Below are 17,000 nucleotides of genomic sequence, written 5' to 3' on the forward strand. Positions count from 1 at the left end.
GCTTCCATGGCGGGCCGACGCGTGACAGTAAAGCAGTCATCGGTGTCGACTGCCCACCCGCCCGGGTCTCCGTCCGTCGCGGGGGTGCAGGTGACAGGTACCCGGCGGGGACTGGTCCTCGCCTGCGTGATGCTCGCGATGTTCATGGCGGCCATCGAGGGCACCATCGTGGCCACCGCGATGCCCCACATCGTCGCCGAGCTGGGCGGATTCAGCCTCTATACCTGGGTGTTCAGCGGCTTTCTCCTCGCCCAGGCCGTTGCCACACCGGTGGCGGGCAAGCTCGCGGACCTTTATGGGCGGCGGCCGGTGTTCACCGCCGGGGTGGGGGTGTTCCTCACCGGGTCGGTGCTGTGCGGCATGGCGCCCACCATGGTCTGGCTGGTGGTACTCCGCGTGGTACAGGGGGTGGGCGCCGGCGCGGTGCAGCCAATCGCCGCGACCCTGGTGGGCGATCTCTACACCCTGGAGGAGCGCTCGCGCATTCAGGGCTGGCTGTCGAGTACCTGGGGCATCTCCGCCGTGCTGGGGCCGGTGATCGGTGGTGTGATCGTCCAGTACGCTCACTGGTCCTGGATATTCTGGCTGCACTTGCCATTCGGTTTGTTCGCGATCGTCGGCGTTCGGCGCTTTCTCCGCGAGCGCGTGGACGGCCACCGCCGCACGGTGGATTACGCCGGGGCCGGCTGGTTCTTCGTGGGCTGCTCGGCGATTCTGCTACTGCTGGTACAGGGCGGTGTCGCCTTCCCGTGGATCTCCACCACGGCGCTGTCGCTGGCGGCATTGGGGGCATTGGCGGTCGTGGGCTTCTTTCACCGTGAGCGCAGGGCCCGTGAGCCCTTGATGGAGCTGTCCCTGTGGCGGCATCCGCTCATTCGGGTGGCCAATGGCGCGACGCTCACCGCGGGCATGATGCTCATCGGCCTGACCACGTTCGTGCCCACCTTCGTCCAGGGGGTGCTCGGTCGCGGACCGGTGGTGGCGGGATTCACGCTCACCGCCGTTTCCATTGGTTGGCCCACGGCCGCGGTGATCTGCGGACGGCTGCTGCCGCGTCTCGGGGCCCGGATCACTGCCCGCATCGGTGGCGTCTTCCTTTGCCTCGGCGGGCTGGTGTTCGTGCTTCCGCCGTTGCTACCGGGGCCGTGGTGGCCGGCGCTGGGCTCCCTGTGCACGGGGGCGGGCATGGGCTTCGCCAATACCACCTTCATCGTGAGCATCCAGGGCGCGGTGGCATGGGGGCAGCGGGCCTCCGCCACGGCATCGAACCTGTTCATGCGCATGTTCGGCAGCGCGCTCGGTGCTGCGGCACTGGGCGGCGTGCTCAACCAGCGTCTGCAACAGTTAATGGGCGCGGATGCCGCCGATCTGGCCGATGTCCGCCGTTTGCTCGGCCACGGTGGTGCCGCCGTGGAAACGCTCGATCCCGGGTTGCGTGCCGCGTTGGCCGGGGGGCTGGAGTGGGTATTCATCGGAATCCTCGTGTGTGCCGTGGCGACGTTCGTGCAGGCGCTGCGGTTGCCACTCATGGGCTACCGAGGCTGAGCAGCACCATTGGCAGAGTGACGGCCGAGAGCAGGGTCTGCACGGTGAGCAGAGTCGCCACCAGCGTGTGGTTACCGCCGAGCTGACGCGCCAGGATGAACGCCGAGGTGGCCGTGGGCAGGGCGGCGAAGAGCACTAGAACGCGGGTCTCCAGGCCCGTGAGTCCGAGTCCGGCCGCGGCGAGCCAGGCAATGAACGGCATCACGGCGAGCTTGAGCGCTGCGCCGGTGGTCAGGGCGAAACCGTTCCCCCACGCCGTTCGCAACTGCAGCCCCGCGCCCACCGTCATCAGGCCGAGCGGCAGCGCCGCCCTGCCGACGATCTCGAGCACACCCTCGCTGCCCAGGGGTAGTCCGACGCCGCTGCGGTTGAGCACGATACCGGCGAGGCAGGCGAGAATCAGGGGATTGCGGGCGATGCCCGCGAGCGTCGCCGTCAGAGATCCCCGTCCACCGGCGTAGCGCAGCAGTATGGCGACGCATAGCACGTTGACCAGGGGGATCAGCAGCGCCATCACGAGCGCGGCGACCGCCGCACCCGCCGGGCCATAGACCGCGAGCGCCGTCGCCACCCCCAGGTAGGTGTTGAAACGGATACCGCCCTGGAAAATCGAGGTGAAGCTCGGACCATCCACCGCCAGAACGGGGCGGAGAGCGAGCAGCACGAAGGTCATCAGCGCCAGCGTCGCGATCACCGCCCCGGCCACCGGGGCGATCCGCCCGCCCTCGATGCTGGCGGTGGCGAGCTTTTCCACCAAGAGCGCCGGGAAAAGCACGAAGTAGACCAGACGTTCGAGCTGCGCCCAGAACCCGTCGCCGGGAAAGCCCATGCGGCGGAGAAAATGGCCCAGCGCGATCAGCGCGAAGATGGGCACCAGGGCGGTGACGATGGTCTGGAGGTTGGCGACGAACAAGGCAGTCCCTGATGGCGACGGAAAGTTCGCAGGCTATTCTACCGGTTGCCTCGGCGCCTTCATCGGTAGCGGACGGTCAAAAGTCCCAAATGCTGGTCGAGTCGGGTGACTCTCGGACACCTGGCCGTCCGTGTGTGGCTCGATTCCGATTCCGGGATCCGCCGCGAGGAAGGTGCTGCCGAGCTCAGTGACAAGCTGCAGCGAATCGTAGCCGAATCGGCAACAACAGTGGGTCAAGCCGCTTCAATGGCTCTTTGAATCCGTGCAGAGGTGGATTACCACTGGCTCGACTACGAGCTTCTACTCGGTGTTTTATGTGCTAATCGCTATAAACACAAATTATGACGTTTGGCGCATAAGTCGTGGATATGCGCCAAATCCGATATTGATACGTTATCGGATTTGGCGCATACTTGAGGCCGGGGTGAACGCCATGACCGACCTAGCCCGAACACCGAAACAACTCGGCAACCTGGTGCGCCGGTCCCGCAAACGCCGTGGTCTTAGCCAGACACAGCTTGGCGAGATGGCTGGACTGCGCCAGGAGACCATCTCGCTTATCGAAACCGGCAATCCGGCAGCGAAGCTGGAGACGATCTTGGCGGTACTCGCTGCGTTGGATCTCGAGTTCCGGATTATGCCGCGATCGAAAGGTGGAGCAGCCGATATCGAGGACATTTTCTGATGCCGCGCCGCCCCCGCCACGAGCCCCTGCACGTTCTCCTGAACAACCGACTTGTCGGTCACCTGAGCAAGACGGCGAGTGGCGCCATAGCCTTTCAGTACGATCAGAGCTGGCTGGACTGGGGGCATGCGCTGCCGGTCTCGCTCTCTTTACCCCTGCGTGAGGATGTCTACAGGGGGGCGCCGGTCGTTGCCGTGTTCGACAACCTCCTACCGGACTCGGATGCGCTGCGCCGGCGCGTCGCCGAGAAGGTCGGCGCCGCCGGTACCGACGCCTACGACTTGCTCGCCGCCGTCGGCCATGACTGCGTGGGTGCATTGCAATTCATCGGCGAGGGTGATGTTTCGGCCGATTCCTTCGCGATTGCGGGCGAGACGGTCGATGACGAAGCGATCGAAAAATTGCTCAACGGTCTGTCCCAGGCTCCGCTCGGCTTGGAGAGGGAGGACGCGTTCCGAATTTCGGTCGCGGGCGCACAGGAAAAAACGGCGCTGCTATGGCATGACGGCCGGTGGCTAAAGCCTCACGGCACGACACCGACAACCCATATATTGAAGACGCAGATTGGCAAGTTGCCAAACGGCATCGACCTGTCGAACAGCGTCGAGAACGAATATTACTGCCTCAAGTTGGCTGCGGCCTTTGGCCTGCCGGTCAACACGGCCGAAATCCGCATGTTCGGCGAGACCAAGGCGCTCGTGATCGAACGGTTTGACCGTCGCTGGACGAAGGACGGACGCTTGCTTCGGCTACCGCAGGAAGATTGTTGCCAGGCGCTGTCTGTGCCGCCGACCCTCAAGTATCAAAGTGACGGCGGTCCGGGCCTGCTCCAAGTGCTCGGTTTGCTGAAGGGCAGCGATAACCCAGCCGCGGATCAGGCCACGGTTTTCAAGGCCCAGATACTATTTTGGCTGATCGGCGCCACTGATGGACATGCCAAGAATTTCAGCGTTTTCCTGGGGCCCGGTGGCAGCTACTATCTCACGCCGCTCTATGATGTCCTTACGGCACAGCCGAGCCTGGACGCACGTCACATCGAACGTAAACAAGTGCGGCTTGCCATGTCGATCGGCAGAAATCGTCACTACAAGATCAGTGAGATCCATGAGCGGCATTTCATGCAGACGGGTGAAGCAGCCGGGCTGCCAAACGCGCTCGTCCGCGACGCCATCGCTGAGATGGCAGCAAGGGCTGAGGACGCCATTGAGAAGGTAGAAAGCGAACTGCCGGCGGATTTCCCGCCCGGGATTCATGACGCCGTGAAGGACGCGATCATGGCGCGGGTTCACAGACTTTGGGGCACTGTATAGGCGCGTTCATGCCCCATCATCAAGGAAGCCGCCGCGTCAACTCAGGTTTCGTCGAACCGAAACGCCCAGGCATCGAAGCGGACAAGGCTGTCAGGGCTCGGGCAGGAACACGCGGGTATCGAACTTCTGCCGCTTCCGGGAGATGAGCGTGCGGAACTTGCGCATGTTGGCGTCGGCGTAGAGCACCTTGTCGCAGAAGCGGTCGTAGGCGTCCATGTCGGCGACCATGACGATGAGGATGAAATCGACTTCGCCGGTGACCTTGTAGCACTGGGTGACCTCGGGTGCAGCGAGCACGCGCTTGAGGAAGCGGTCGTAGAGGTCCTTCTGATCCCGTTCCATGGTCACTTCCACGACCATGTGCAGCGAGGTGCCCAGCTTTTCCGGGGCGAGTAGCGCCACTTCCCGTTCGATCACACCTTCCGCTTTCAACTGCCGCACCCGTTTCAGGCAGGCCGAAGGCGAGAGGCCGACGGCTTCCGCGAGGGCCTGGTTCGTGAGGCTGCTGTCGTTCTGCAGCGTGTCCAGTATGCGGCGGTCGAGACGGTCCATATCGAAAGAATCTGTCGCACAAAGGGTGATAAAGAACGATTATGCCGCGTCGTCGGCAAATCGGAAAATTGATTCTGCACCGTCTCGATAGCATGGGGGCTCATTCAGCGAACGCGTGAATCGCCCATGCGCAAAGGATTGACCCAATCGATGCTGCGACTCGCGAAAGAAGCCGGCGCGGTCTACGTCACCCTGCTCAAGATCATTGTGCCCGCGTTGTTGGTGGTGAAGGCGTTGGAGCTGATCGGCGTGACCCGGTGGCTGGCAGTGGCGCTGGCGCCCGTTATGGGGGCGTTGGGCTTACCGGAGTTCTTCAGCATCGTTTGGGCGACGACGCTCATGACGAACCTCTTCACGGGTATTGTCGTGTTTTCCGAGGTGGCTGCCGGAGACCCTGTGACGGTGGCGCAGGTATCGGTGCTGGGTGCCTTGATGCTGATGGGCCATGCGCTGCCGGTCGAGGGGGCCGTGGCGAAACGTGCCGGGGTGCCGTGGTGGCTCACTCTGGCTCTGCGCATCGGCGGCGGATTCGTGTTGGGGTGGCTATTGCATCAGGGGTATGAGGCCACTGGCACGCTACAGCAGGCCAACCGGCTCGCCTGGCAGCCCGAGCGGCCCGACGCGGGGCTGTCGGCGTGGCTATGGTTCCAGGGGCGAACCCTCGGCGGAATTTATTTCATCATTCTCGGGTTGATGGTGCTCCTCGCAGTGCTGCGGCGGCTCGGTATCGAGCGGCTGATGCATACCCTGCTCGGTCCGCCCCTGCGCGTTCTGGGCATCGGCCGGGAGGCGGCCAATACGACCGTCATCGGCTTGACGCTGGGGCTCAGCTACGGCGCCGGCCTGTTGATTCGTGACACGGACTCCGGCGCGCTCGGCCCCCGCGATGCCTACCTGACTCTGTGCTTTCTCGGCCTGTGCCACAGCCTTATCGAGGATACGCTGCTGATTGCGTTGATCGGGGCGGATCTGAGCGCGGTGCTATGGGGGCGTTTGGTGATGGCGTTTGCGTTGGTTGGCTTGATCGCGCGGTTCAAGCCCGGCGATCGCCTCGACGATGCGGTCGAAGCCGATGGGTAGCCCGCATGGGAGGGGCTGTCGCGTCTTCTCACCGGTCAGCAGCTTTGCCGGGACGTTGCCGGCGCGGCCGTGGATAGTGGACCTGGCTCAGGAGGCCTCCGGCAATAGGCGAAACGGAATGGACCCGATTAGCTCCGGGATGGATCAGGTTGTCGCTCATCGTTGAGCAGAACTTGCCGACAGTTTCATGGAAAGCTGTCTACTATGGCATGGCTGGCGTCTTGAACGCGGGCCGGTTGTGGGAGAACCTGTCGGCTCCGGGTAGGGGCACGCCGCACAGAGCGGAAAGGTAAGGTTTTGTCTTGGAGTGAGGGGGCATGATCGAGACCACGTGGATCCCGCACGGACGGCACTACACCGAACCCGCTGGTATATCCGCGCGGTGACCCGGGAAACCGATGCGCCTGTCGACAACGCAATGCGGAGGCGGATTCCGTTTCTGACGATCTCGTGCACCACGGTGTCGCTTCGCGGTCATGAGCCAGCGGAACCAGCCCCGGCATCCGCGTTCTGCCCGATACCCGGCATGCACAAGCAAGAAGGAGAATGAGGCATGGAACCGTTCATTGGCGAAATCCGCATGGTGGGCTTCAACTACGCACCTGAGGGCTGGGCGATCTGCGATGGCAGCCTCATTGCCATTTCCCAGAACCAGGCGCTGTACGCTTTGCTCGGCACCGAGTTCGGGGGCGATGGCCGGACGACGTTCGCCCTGCCTGATCTGCGCGGCCGCGTGCCGATCAACCAGGGCCGCGGCCCTGGCTTGAGTCTCTACCGAATGGGCTTCGAGGGCGGCGTTGAGGAGCAGTTCCTCACCATGGCCTCGCTGCCGCAACACACCCACGATCTGGGTACAGGCGCCTCCGCGGAAGTGAACGTGTCGCAACCGGCCTATGACGGCAACAGCAATGCCGACGCACCCAGCAGCGATGCGGTGCCGTCAAAGGTCCTCTCGGGTCTCACTGCCCTCAGCGCCTATAGCACCGAAACACCGAATACGACGCTGAAGGCCGGCACAGGCGAGCTCAGCGGGCAGACGGCGCAGACCGGCAACGGGCAGCCGTTCGACCTGCGCCAGCCCTATCTGACCGTGAACTTCATTATCGCAACCCAAGGGATATTCCCCCCTCGCCAGTAGGGCGCGCGGGGCCGGCGCGACGCCGCTGGCCCCCGTTTTTTTGTTTGGGGCACTGGTTTGAGGGGGAAACCATGCGGTGCAACGCATCGGTTATAAGCATTGCGACGGGGCTTGTCTTTCTAATCGGTCAGGGGCTTGGGGCAGCCTCGGCTTCCACGGGAAATCCGCAGCCACCGCTAACGCGGCCGTCAGCGGCCGCAACATCACCGTTTACGGACGTTTCCACGGCGCCTAGCGCCCGGCGGTCTACCAGCGAGCTTCTGCTGGTCGACGCCAATGTCTCATCGCGTGCAGCGCTCGAGCGCAATATCCGTCGCCCGGCTACGGTGGCGACGGTCTCGTCCGAGAAGGACCTTGCGGGGCTGATACGCAGGGGGCAGCAGTTCAGTGCGTTGCACCTGGTCACTCACGGCCTTTCCGGCGCAATCCGGCTGGGCGGCCGCTCGTACAGCGATCCGTCCAGCCTGGCTCGAACCCTGGAACCATTGCTCACCGCCGATGGGAAGCTGGTTCTGTACGGATGCGATGTCGCGGCAGACGCAACGGGCCGGGCCTTCGTGGATCGCCTGTCGGCGGAGCTGGGACGCCCGGTGTTCGCTTCCGCCGACGCCACTGGTAACAAGGGGCTGGGTGCCGACTGGGAGCTGGAATACGCGGCGGCAGGCGCAACCCGGAGTCAGGCGGTTTCCTTGTTCCCGGAAAGTGTGCCCGGCTTCGATCAGATCCTCGCGAACACGGCTTACCGCTTCGCTTCCGGCGACCAAGTGACGCTCTCCGGAGCACTTGCTGCGCTCTCCAATCGATCTCAATTCACGATCGAGCTCTGGACGAAGTTCGATTCTGTCAGCGGCACCCAGAATATCGTCAACTTCGCGGACGGGAGCCAAAGCACCTGCAGCAGCGGCACGTGCGGCGGCTGGATCCTGGACAGTGGCAAGTTCTCGGTGGATCTCGGCGGGGGGTGGGGAGTCGGTCAATATACCGACAGCAGTTCCGTGTCATTGACTGCGGGCCAATGGCACCACGTGGCGTGGGTGTTCGATTCCGGCTCCCACACGTTTTATGTCGATGGTTCTTTCATCGGTACGTTTGCTGACAGTGCCGGTAATACCACCACGTTCGATTATTCGGGCTTCGGTCTCTCCGATCTCTGGCTGGGCCCGAGCTTTCCTTCTGGCGACAAGAACATCCAGGACTTTGCCGGTGATTTGGACGATGTCCGCATCTGGACCACGGTCCGCACGCAAAGCCAAATCCAGAACAACCGGGATACGGAGCTTGCCGGCAGCGAATCCGGGTTGCTCGCCTACTGGAAGCTCAACGAAACCAGCGGCTCCACGGTTACGGACAGCGCGTCGAGCTATGACGGTACCAGTACCGGCGTGACGCTGGGTGTGGATGGTGCGTTCACGCTCTCCGATAGCGACGGTGACCTCACCGCTGGCGGTAGCGTCACCGAGCCCGTGGCGATTCCGACCACCATCGATACCTCCGGCGAGGCCATCAACGTCTTTGACTTCACCCTGAGCGACGGGGGCGGTGGCGACGGGCTCGCCATGAACGTCACGGAGGTCGTGGTGAATGTCGCCGGTACGAGCAGCGACACGGTACGCGACCAGGTCACCTGGCGACTCGACGGCAATGACGCCAGCAACGTGACCGGCACCTACGACGCCGGCGCCGATACCATCACCTTCTCGGGGCTGAGCATTTCGGTCGCCGACGGGGCCAGCGAGACCTACACCGTCAACGCTTACTACAACGACAACGCCGGTTTGACCGAGGACGACACGTTCATCCTCTCGGTCGACGGCGACACGGACCTTTCGGTCGGAAGCTCCGGCACACAGATGGGCTCGACCACCACTGTCGATAACGGTACTGGCAGTACGGTGAGCGTCACCGCCACGGGTCTGGCTTTTACCACCCAGCCCGCGGGTTCCACCTCGGGGTCGGCTTTGAGTACCCAACCGGTCGTTGCAGCCCAGGACAGCTTCGGCAACACGGATACGGACTTCACCGAGACCGTCACGTTGACGGAAAGCGATGCCGGCAGCCTGTCCGGTGACGTGGATATTGCGGCGACCAACGGCGTGGCCACGTTCACGGATGTTGCCTATACCGCCACGGCCGATCAGGAGAGCTTCACGCTCACGGCCAATGACGAGGACGGCACCGGCAGTGATTTGAGCACGGTCGACGCCAACCCGGTGACCGCCGATGTGGTCGCCACCAAGCTGCGGTTTTCCACGCAACCCTCGCCGACGATGCTGGAGAGCGGTTCCCCGACATCCTTCAGCACGGTGCCGGTCATCGAGGCGGTGGACGCCGACGACACGACGGACACCGGCTACGGCACCGGCATCGTGCTCTCGGTCACCGATCCCAACGACGGCACCGTGGACGGCACGGTCGACGGCATGAGCGGCACGGGGGATACGGATGGCAGTGGCACCACCGTCACGCTCACCCCCAGCTCCGGTGTCGTCACCTACGACGGGCTGACCCTGCAGTACACCAATGGCGGTGCCACCGATACCATTGCCCTGCGCGGGACGTCGGGCGGACTCACCGCCGCCAACAGCGTCGACATCACCTCCGTCACCAATCAGGCCCCGAGCTTCGACAACGGCGCCAGTACGGCGCTATCCGCGAACGAAGACGGTGGCGCCGTCTCCATCAACAGTGAGCTGGCGGTTACCGATGCGGACAGCGGCGACACACTGACCTGGAGCGTCTCTTCGGCGCCGTCGAAAGGGGCGCTGGGCGGTTTCAGCACCACCGAGACATCGAACGGCGGTTCCGTCACCCCGAGTGGCCTCACCTATACACCGGATACCGATGCCACGGGATCCGACAGCTTCGATATACAGGTCGGCGACGGCCGGGCGACGGATATGATCACCGTCAACGTCACCATCAACGACCAGCCCACGGTGACGCTCGCCACCGGTGAGAGCGACCCGACCAACACGTCGCCCTTCGATGTCACCGTGAGCTTCAGCGAGTCGGTTACCGGCTTCGTCGACAGCGACGTGACGGTGGGCAATGGCTCCGTTGCCGGTGTCTCCGGATCGGGCGACACCTACACGGTGTCCGTGGCGCCTTCGGGAGACGGCACGGTCACCGTGGACGTTCCGGCCGGAGTGGCCCAGGACAGTGGCGGCGCCGGCAACGAGGCCGCCACGCAGCTCTCCCTCGTCTACGACGGCACGGCGCCCGCGCTCACCGCTAGCTCGCCTGCCGATGGCAGCAACAGTGTCCAGTACGACGCGGATCTCACGCTCACTTTCGACGATACGGTGCTCGCCGGCTCGGCGGGCGATACGTCCATTGCGCTCTATCTGGCCGCGAACGATGCCGTCCACGAGAGTGTGGATGTCTCCTCCGGTGCCGTGTCCATCAGCGGCGACACCGTCACGGTGGCCCTGAGCAACGACTTCACGCCCAACGAGCAATACTACGTCCAGATCGGAGGCGGGGCCCTGCGTGACAACGTGGGCAACCATTACCCCGGCATCGCCGACAAGACCACGCTGAACTTCACGGTCACCAACAACCCACCGGTGGCTGGCGATGACACCGCGGCCACGGACGAAGACAACAGCGCGTCCGTGACTGTGCTCGCCAACGACAGTGACGTGGACAGCAGCCTGAACCCCGCGAGCGTCACCGTTACCTCGGGGCCGGCCCACGGCGACACCAGCGTGGATACCGGCACCGGCGTGATCACCTACACGCCGGACGCCGACTACAACGGAGCCGATTCTTTTGCTTACACCGTGGGCGATGTCCATGGCGGCACGTCCGCGCCGGCGACTGTGGCGATGACGGTGAATGCCGTGAATGACCCGCCGGACGCCAATGGCGACGTCACCACCACGGACGAGGACGTGGCCGTTACCATCGACGTCATCGCCAACGACAGCGACCGGGACAGCGGCGACAGCGTGGACGCGGCGACGCTCGCCGTGAACGATGCACCTGATCATGGCACGGTCCAGGTCGAGTCAGGGAAATTCCTCTACACGCCGGATGCCGATTTCGACGGATCGGACCAGTTCACCTACACCGTGGACGACAGCAACGGCGCCACGTCGGCCCCGGCCACGGTGGTCGTCAACGTCACCAGCGTGAACGATCCGCCGACGGCTGCCGACGACACCGCGGCAACGGACGAGGACGATGCTGTCGATGTCGATGTGACGGCCAACGATTCCGACGTGGACGGTACTGTCGACAAGACAACCGTCTCCATCATGGACGCGCCGGGGCACGGTACGGCCTCGGTGAACACCAGCACCGGCGAGATCACTTACACGCCGGCGGCGAATTACAGCGGCAGCGATTCCTTTACCTACGTGGTGAAGGACGATGGCGGCCTCAGCTCCGACACCGCCACCGTCACACTCACCGTCAATGCCGTTAACGACCCGCCGGTGGCGGACGACGACACCGCGCTGCTCCAGGAGGGCACGGTCCACAGCATCAACGTCCTGGGTAACGATTCGGACGTGGACGGCAGCCTCGTGGCCACCAGTGTGGAAGTGGTAACGGCTCCCGCCAATGGCACCGCCAGCGTTGATTCCGGTACCGGTGCCATCACCTATGAACCCGGCGAGAACTTCAGCGGCGACGACACCTTCACCTACCGTGTTCAGGATGACCAGGGTGCGTGGTCGGCGCCGGGGACGGTGAGCGTCACGGTGCAGCCGGTGAACGACCCGCCACTGGCCAACGACGACAGCGCCAACGCCTCGGAGGATACGGCGGTGGATATCGCCGTCCTCGGCAATGACAGTGATGTGGACGGGACGCTGAACACGACGACCGTCTCCGTGCAGTCGGGTCCGGCTCACGGTACTACCAGCACCGCTGCGAATGGCACCGTCACCTACACGCCGGCTGCCGACTACAACGGGGCCGACAGCTTCACCTACACGGTTGCCGACGACGACGGTGCCCGCTCGAATGCCGCCACGGTGAGCATTCAGGTCGCTGCCGTGAACGATGCCCCGACCATTTCCGGAACGCCGCCGGCCAGCGTGTTGACGGGCACGAGCTACCGCTTCACGCCCACGCTGGCGGATGTGGAAGGCGATAGCATCACGGTCACGGCTTCCGGTCTGCCGGGCTGGGCGAGCGTCGACCCGGATACGGGTACGGTCAGCGGCACACCCGCCGTCGGCGATGCCGGCACCTATTCCGGTATCGAGCTCACGGCCGGCGACGGCATGGCGTCCGACACGCTGGGGCCATTCAGCATCCGGGTGATCAGGGATACCGACGGCGATGGTATCGGTGACGCCAATGACCCCGATGACGACAACGATGGCCTGCCGGATACCTACGAGGAGGCGCACGGCCTGGACCCCACGGATCCGAATGACGCGACGGAGGACGCGGATAATGATGGCGTGGACAACGTCACGGAATACGAGGACGGCACCGATCCCCTGACGGACGACTACCCGCCGAGCCTGGAGACACCCGAACCGGTGAGCATCGATGCCACGGGGCTGCTCACGGCGCTGCCGGAGCTCACACCGCCGACGGCGACCGATGCCCACGACGGACCGGTGACCGCCTTCCTGGCTACGGATCGCAGTCGCCTGGAACCCGGCACCCATGATCTCCCATGGGCTGCCGAGGACGCCGCCGGCAACCGTGCCGTGGCGATGCAACGGGTGGATGTCCAGCCGCTGGTCTCCCTGGGCAGGGATCAGGTAACCGCCGAGGGGGGCTCGGCCGTCGTCAAGTTCCTGCTGAACGGTCCCTCGCCGGATTATCCGTTGACGGTGGGTTACACGGTGGGTGGCACTGCGGACGCGCAGGACCACGACCTCACCGACGGTGAGGTCACATTCGAAAGCGGGGAGCTGGAGAAGCGGGTGCCCGTCAACATCACCGGGGACGACCGCTTCGAGGGTAGCGAGACCCTTGTGGTCACCCTCGCGGGTGATGGCAATTTCGGTGCCAGTGACCAGCACGTCATGACCATCGTCGAGGACAACGTCGCTCCGGAAGTGGATCTTTCCGTCACTCAGCAGGGCAGGGAGGCCCGCCTCATTACCCGTGACGGGGGGCCGGTAACGGTCACCGCCACGGTGACCGACCCCAATCCCCGGGACACCCACAGCCTGGAGTGGCTGACGCCACGGGGGGCACTGGCCGAGTCCGACGGCAATGGTGTCTACGAGGTGGATCCCTCGACACTGACGCCGGGGGTATACCGGGTTTCGGTCACCGTGCGCGACAGCGGCACACCCGTCATGACCACCACCCGCACCGAAGCGTTCCGGTTGGTTGCCCGGGCGCCCGATCTGAGTGCCGATACCGACAGCGACGGCGACGGCCTGGACGATGCCGCCGAGGGTTACGGTGATGAGGACCGCGATGGCCAGCCCCAGTACCTGGACGCCACACCGCTGGCCAACACTGTCAGCGAGGAGCCGGATGACGGCGGGTACTACCGCATCGAAGCCGACCCCGGCGTTCGCATGGCCCTGGGTGACGCTGCTCTGCAGAATGGCTCCGACGGCGCGCACGTCCCCCCCGAGCAGCTCACCGGGGGCGGTGCGCCGGCGGACGACATTCGCAACGTGGGCGGTTACTTCGACCTTGCCATCCGCGAGGTGCCACGTGGCGGCAGTGTCAACGTCGTCGTTCCCCAACGCCGCCCGGTGCCGGAGAAACCGCGGTATCGCAAGCTCCGTGACGGCGCCTGGTTCGATTTCGTCAAGGATCAGCACAACGGTCTCGCGTCCGCTCCCGGCGAACCGGGCGTTTGTCCGCCTCCGCGCGACAGTGCCTATCGCGACGGCCTGAATCCGGGTGACTGGTGCGTGCAGTTGACCATTCAGGACGGCGGCCCCAATGACGACGATGGGCTGGTCAACGGTGAGATAGCCGATCCGGGGGGTGTCGGCATCACCGCCCAGAGCAGCGACGGTGGCGGGGGTGGCGGCAGCGTCGGCTGGCCCGCGTTGTTGCTGCTCGCGGGGCTTGCCGGATTCGAGGCGCGTCGGCGTCGCGTGCGGCGTTGACGGGCGGCGGCCCGCATGCCGTGACTCGGGCGATGAGCGGTTGCTCGTCGCCTTGCGTCGACGGTGGCTCGCGTAGCTCGGGTATCGTGCTGGGAGGGGCGCGGGTCATTCGGGTATGGGAAAAGGAACCGCCCTTCCAGGCGCACGACGAGGGAACTGGTGGACTACAGAGTTCGTGACCTGACGACGTCTGTGCCGCTGGATCATGACGATCCATCGGGCGAGAGGATCGATGTGTTCTGCCGTGAGGTTTCTCGCCCCGAGTGTACGCATGCGCCGGCGTTCGTGTTTCTTCAGGGCGGCCCCGGCGTCGAGTCGCCGCGGGATCTGGACGGTGTGGCGTGGCTGGCGACGCTGACCGCGTCATCGCCGGACGCGGTCTACGACGCCATAGTGGCGAACGTGCACGCCCATAGCATGGCGTACTATCGGCGCTATCCCGGGGACGTCACGGTCATGCGGCGGCTGGTGGACCGCCTGCGCGAGCGGCCCGAGCCGCTGGACGACGGTGGGCGGCTGACAGCGCGCCGCCTGCTCGATCTGGGGATGCTGCTGGGCTCGACCGGCGGGCCGTCACGGCTGCATTCACTGCTCGACGATCCGTTCATCGACAGCGCCGGCAAGCACCTGCGCTGGTCGTTCATCGAGCGCGTGCGCCGCGAGAGCCACTACGAGACCAACCCGCTGTTCGTGCTGCTCCAGGAAGCTGTCTAATGTGACGCGACCGCGAGCCACTGGGCGGCTCAGCGGGCCAAGGAGCGCCATGGCGGCTTCAGCCTGGATGCCGAGCGTGTCGCGTGGCATGGTGAGACCATGCAGCCTTCCATGCTGGGGGATTACGCCCGTCTGCGTCCGTACGCGCGTGCGGGCCGGGCGCTGGCGGAAGTGCGCTGGCCGGCGCTCTACGACCTTGAGCGGCTGGCGGCCAACCGGGTCCCCGTCGAAGCCATCGCCTACGAGCACGATTTCTACGTGGATGCGGGTCTGTCGGCTCGCACCGCCGATGCCATCGGTGAATGCCGGGTGTGGTGGCACCCGGACTGGGCCCACGACGGTCTGCGGCGCTATGGCGGCGAGGTGGTGGAGCCGTTGCTGGAGCGGCTTCTTCAGCGTGTCAGCACTCGATGACGTTCACCGCGAGGCCGCCGCGGGCGGTCTCCTTGTACTTGGTCTTCATGTCGGCGCCGGTTTCGCGCATGGTGCGAATCACCTTGTCCAGTGCCACGAAGTGCTTGCCGTCGCCGGCCATGGCCATGCGTACCGAGTTGATCGCCTTGATGGCGCCCATGGCGTTGCGCTCGATGCAGGGCACCTGCACGAGGCCCGCAATCGGGTCACAGGTGAGCCCCAGGTGGTGTTCCATGCCGATCTCGGCGGCATTTTCCACCTGCTCCGGCGTGCCTCCGCGTACCTCGGCCAGAGCGCCCGCCGCCATGGAGCAGGCCACGCCGACCTCACCCTGACACCCCACCTCCGCTCCGGAGATGGAGGCGTTCTCCTTGTAGAGGATGCCGATGGCGCCGGCGGTGAGCAGGAAACGAATCACGCCTTCCTCGCTCGCGCCGGGCACGAAGCGGTCGTAGTAGTGCAGCACGGCCGGAATGATGCCGGCGGCCCCGTTGGTGGGGGCAGTCACCACGCGCCCGCCGGCGGCGTTCTCCTCATTGACGGCGAGGGCGTAGAGGTTGACCCAGTCGAGCTGCGTGAGCGGATCGTCGAGGGAATCGTCGGGTTTGCTCATCAGGCGCTCGTACAGGGCGGCGGCGCGGCGGCGGACCTTGAGGCCGCCGGGCATGACGCCTTCGGTATGGCAGCCGCGCTCGACGCACGTCTGCATCACCCGCCAGATGGTCAAGAGTTCCTCGCGAACGGCCGTCTCGCAGCGCCAGGCCTGCTCGTTGGCGAGCATGACATCGCTGATCCGCAGGTCGTGCTCGTGGCAGTGCGCGAGCAGCTCGGTCGCAGTGGTGAAGGGGTAGGGCTGCGGTGTGCTGTCGGCGACGATGGCGCCATCCTCGGCGGCGCGCTCGTCGAGCACGAAGCCGCCGCCCACCGAGTAGTACACCCGCGTTCGTAACGTGCCGCCGTCGGCGTCGAAGGCGGTGAAGCGCATGCCATTGGGATGCAGTGGCAGCTGGCCGCGCTTGTGCATCACCAGGTCCTGGCGTTCGCGAAATCGAACCTCGTGGCGGCCGAGCAGGCGGATGCGGCTGTTCTCGCGGATCGTGCCGATGCGCCCGGGCACACCGTCGGTGTCCACCGTCTCGGGCAGGTCACCTTCCAGGCCGAGCATCACGGCCTTGTCCGAGCCGTGGCCCCGGCCGGTGAGTGCGAGTGAGCCATACAGCTCCGCCTTGATGCGGGTCGTCGTCGCGAGTGCGCCGTCGCTGTCGAGCCCGTCCAGGAACTGCCGTGCCGCCTTCATCGGCCCGACGGTGTGGGAGCTGGACGGGCCGATGCCGACCTTGAAGAGATCGAAAATGCTGACCGCCATGGGGGCAGCCTCCTCCCGCGCCGGGGATCGATGGGCAGGTGTTTTCCGCCGATGGCCGAGGTCGGGCGCCGCCTTTGCGGTGCATCGGGGGCGACGCCCGACCGTCCGGCTGCAGACCGGTGCTCAGGCCGCAGTGTCTCGTTCGTAGACGGGGAAGCGTTTGCAGATGTCGAGCACCTGGTTGCGCACGCGCTCGACCACCGCCTCGTCGCCGAGGTTGTCGAGCACATCGCAGAC

11 protein-coding genes are annotated in these 17,000 nt (G+C 65.2%); 8 read left to right on the forward strand and 3 right to left on the reverse strand.

The window, feature by feature from the left end:
* Positions 1 to 90: 90 nt before the first annotated feature.
* Entirely contained in the window at positions 91 to 1,545 is a 1,455-nt protein-coding gene (locus ACPEES_RS19650; RefSeq protein WP_435105426.1) for an MDR family MFS transporter, read from the forward strand.
* On the opposite strand, the gene ACPEES_RS19655 is transcribed toward ACPEES_RS19650, so the two are convergent.
* Positions 1,526 to 2,458, reverse strand: coding sequence for an AEC family transporter (locus ACPEES_RS19655; protein ID WP_435105428.1), 933 nt, complete (start codon positions 2,456 to 2,458; stop codon positions 1,526 to 1,528). The two genes, ACPEES_RS19650 and ACPEES_RS19655, sit on opposite strands and share 20 nt — an antisense overlap.
* A gap of 433 nt (positions 2,459 to 2,891) precedes the next feature.
* On the opposite strand from ACPEES_RS19655, the gene ACPEES_RS19660 reads away from it, so the two are divergent.
* On the forward strand, positions 2,892 to 3,143 hold the full coding sequence (locus ACPEES_RS19660) for a helix-turn-helix domain-containing protein (RefSeq protein WP_435105431.1): 252 nt from the start codon (positions 2,892 to 2,894) through the stop codon (positions 3,141 to 3,143).
* Positions 3,143 to 4,453: a type II toxin-antitoxin system HipA family toxin gene (locus tag ACPEES_RS19665; RefSeq protein WP_435105433.1), complete on the forward strand. Its 1,311-nt coding sequence runs from the start codon at positions 3,143 to 3,145 to the stop codon at positions 4,451 to 4,453. Before ACPEES_RS19660 ends, ACPEES_RS19665 begins: the two co-directional genes overlap by 1 nt.
* 90 nt (positions 4,454 to 4,543) lie before the next feature.
* Here ACPEES_RS19665 and ACPEES_RS19670 read toward each other — a convergent pair whose 3' ends face one another.
* A complete protein-coding gene (locus tag ACPEES_RS19670; protein WP_435105435.1) occupies positions 4,544 to 5,005 on the reverse strand; it encodes an Lrp/AsnC family transcriptional regulator in 462 nt (153 codons plus the stop codon).
* 150 nt (positions 5,006 to 5,155) lie between these two features.
* On the opposite strand from ACPEES_RS19670, the gene ACPEES_RS19675 reads away from it, so the two are divergent.
* From ACPEES_RS19675 to ACPEES_RS19695, 5 genes are all read left to right on the forward strand, one after another.
* Entirely contained in the window at positions 5,156 to 6,085 is a 930-nt protein-coding gene (locus ACPEES_RS19675) for a nucleoside recognition domain-containing protein (RefSeq protein WP_435105437.1), read from the forward strand.
* 553 nt (positions 6,086 to 6,638) lie between these two features.
* Entirely contained in the window at positions 6,639 to 7,223 is a 585-nt protein-coding gene (locus tag ACPEES_RS19680) for a phage tail protein (RefSeq protein WP_435105439.1), read from the forward strand.
* Positions 7,224 to 7,294: 71 nt separating this feature from the next.
* Positions 7,295 to 14,269, forward strand: a complete 6,975-nt coding sequence (locus ACPEES_RS19685) for a tandem-95 repeat protein (protein ID WP_435105443.1) — start codon at positions 7,295 to 7,297, stop codon at positions 14,267 to 14,269.
* Positions 14,270 to 14,428: 159 nt separating this feature from the next.
* Complete coding sequence (locus tag ACPEES_RS19690) at positions 14,429 to 14,983, forward strand: hypothetical protein (RefSeq protein ID WP_435105445.1); 555 nt, start codon at positions 14,429 to 14,431, stop codon at positions 14,981 to 14,983.
* A 99-nt stretch (positions 14,984 to 15,082) separates the two neighbouring features.
* Positions 15,083 to 15,397 carry a hypothetical protein gene (locus ACPEES_RS19695; protein ID WP_435105447.1) on the forward strand — a complete coding sequence of 105 codons (315 nt, stop codon included), beginning with the start codon at positions 15,083 to 15,085 and terminating at the stop codon, positions 15,395 to 15,397.
* Here ACPEES_RS19695 and ACPEES_RS19700 read toward each other — a convergent pair.
* The gene (locus ACPEES_RS19700) at positions 15,384 to 16,763 is read right to left on the reverse strand and encodes an L-serine ammonia-lyase (protein ID WP_435105449.1); all 1,380 of its coding nucleotides are present in this window, start codon (positions 16,761 to 16,763) and stop codon (positions 15,384 to 15,386) included. The two genes, ACPEES_RS19695 and ACPEES_RS19700, sit on opposite strands and share 14 nt — an antisense overlap.
* Positions 16,764 to 17,000 lie beyond the last annotated feature (237 nt).

Origin of the sequence: Arhodomonas sp. AD133, from assembly GCF_051195215.1 — a bacterium.
In the GTDB taxonomy this organism is placed as follows: Bacteria; Pseudomonadota; Gammaproteobacteria; order Nitrococcales; family Nitrococcaceae; genus Arhodomonas.

Coding starts and splice junctions, on each gene's coding strand:
- ACPEES_RS19700 (WP_435105449.1), bottom strand. CDS start 16,763: ATGGCGGTCAGCATTTTCGATCTCTTCAAGGTCGGCATCGGCCCGTCC.
- ACPEES_RS19680 (WP_435105439.1), top strand. CDS start 6,639: ATGGAACCGTTCATTGGCGAAATCCGCATGGTGGGCTTCAACTACGCA.
- ACPEES_RS19670 (WP_435105435.1), bottom strand. CDS start 5,005: ATGGACCGTCTCGACCGCCGCATACTGGACACGCTGCAGAACGACAGC.
- ACPEES_RS19660 (WP_435105431.1), top strand. CDS start 2,892: ATGACCGACCTAGCCCGAACACCGAAACAACTCGGCAACCTGGTGCGC.
- ACPEES_RS19665 (WP_435105433.1), top strand. CDS start 3,143: ATGCCGCGCCGCCCCCGCCACGAGCCCCTGCACGTTCTCCTGAACAAC.
- ACPEES_RS19685 (WP_435105443.1), top strand. CDS start 7,295: ATGCGGTGCAACGCATCGGTTATAAGCATTGCGACGGGGCTTGTCTTT.
- ACPEES_RS19695 (WP_435105447.1), top strand. CDS start 15,083: ATGCAGCCTTCCATGCTGGGGGATTACGCCCGTCTGCGTCCGTACGCG.
- ACPEES_RS19675 (WP_435105437.1), top strand. CDS start 5,156: ATGCTGCGACTCGCGAAAGAAGCCGGCGCGGTCTACGTCACCCTGCTC.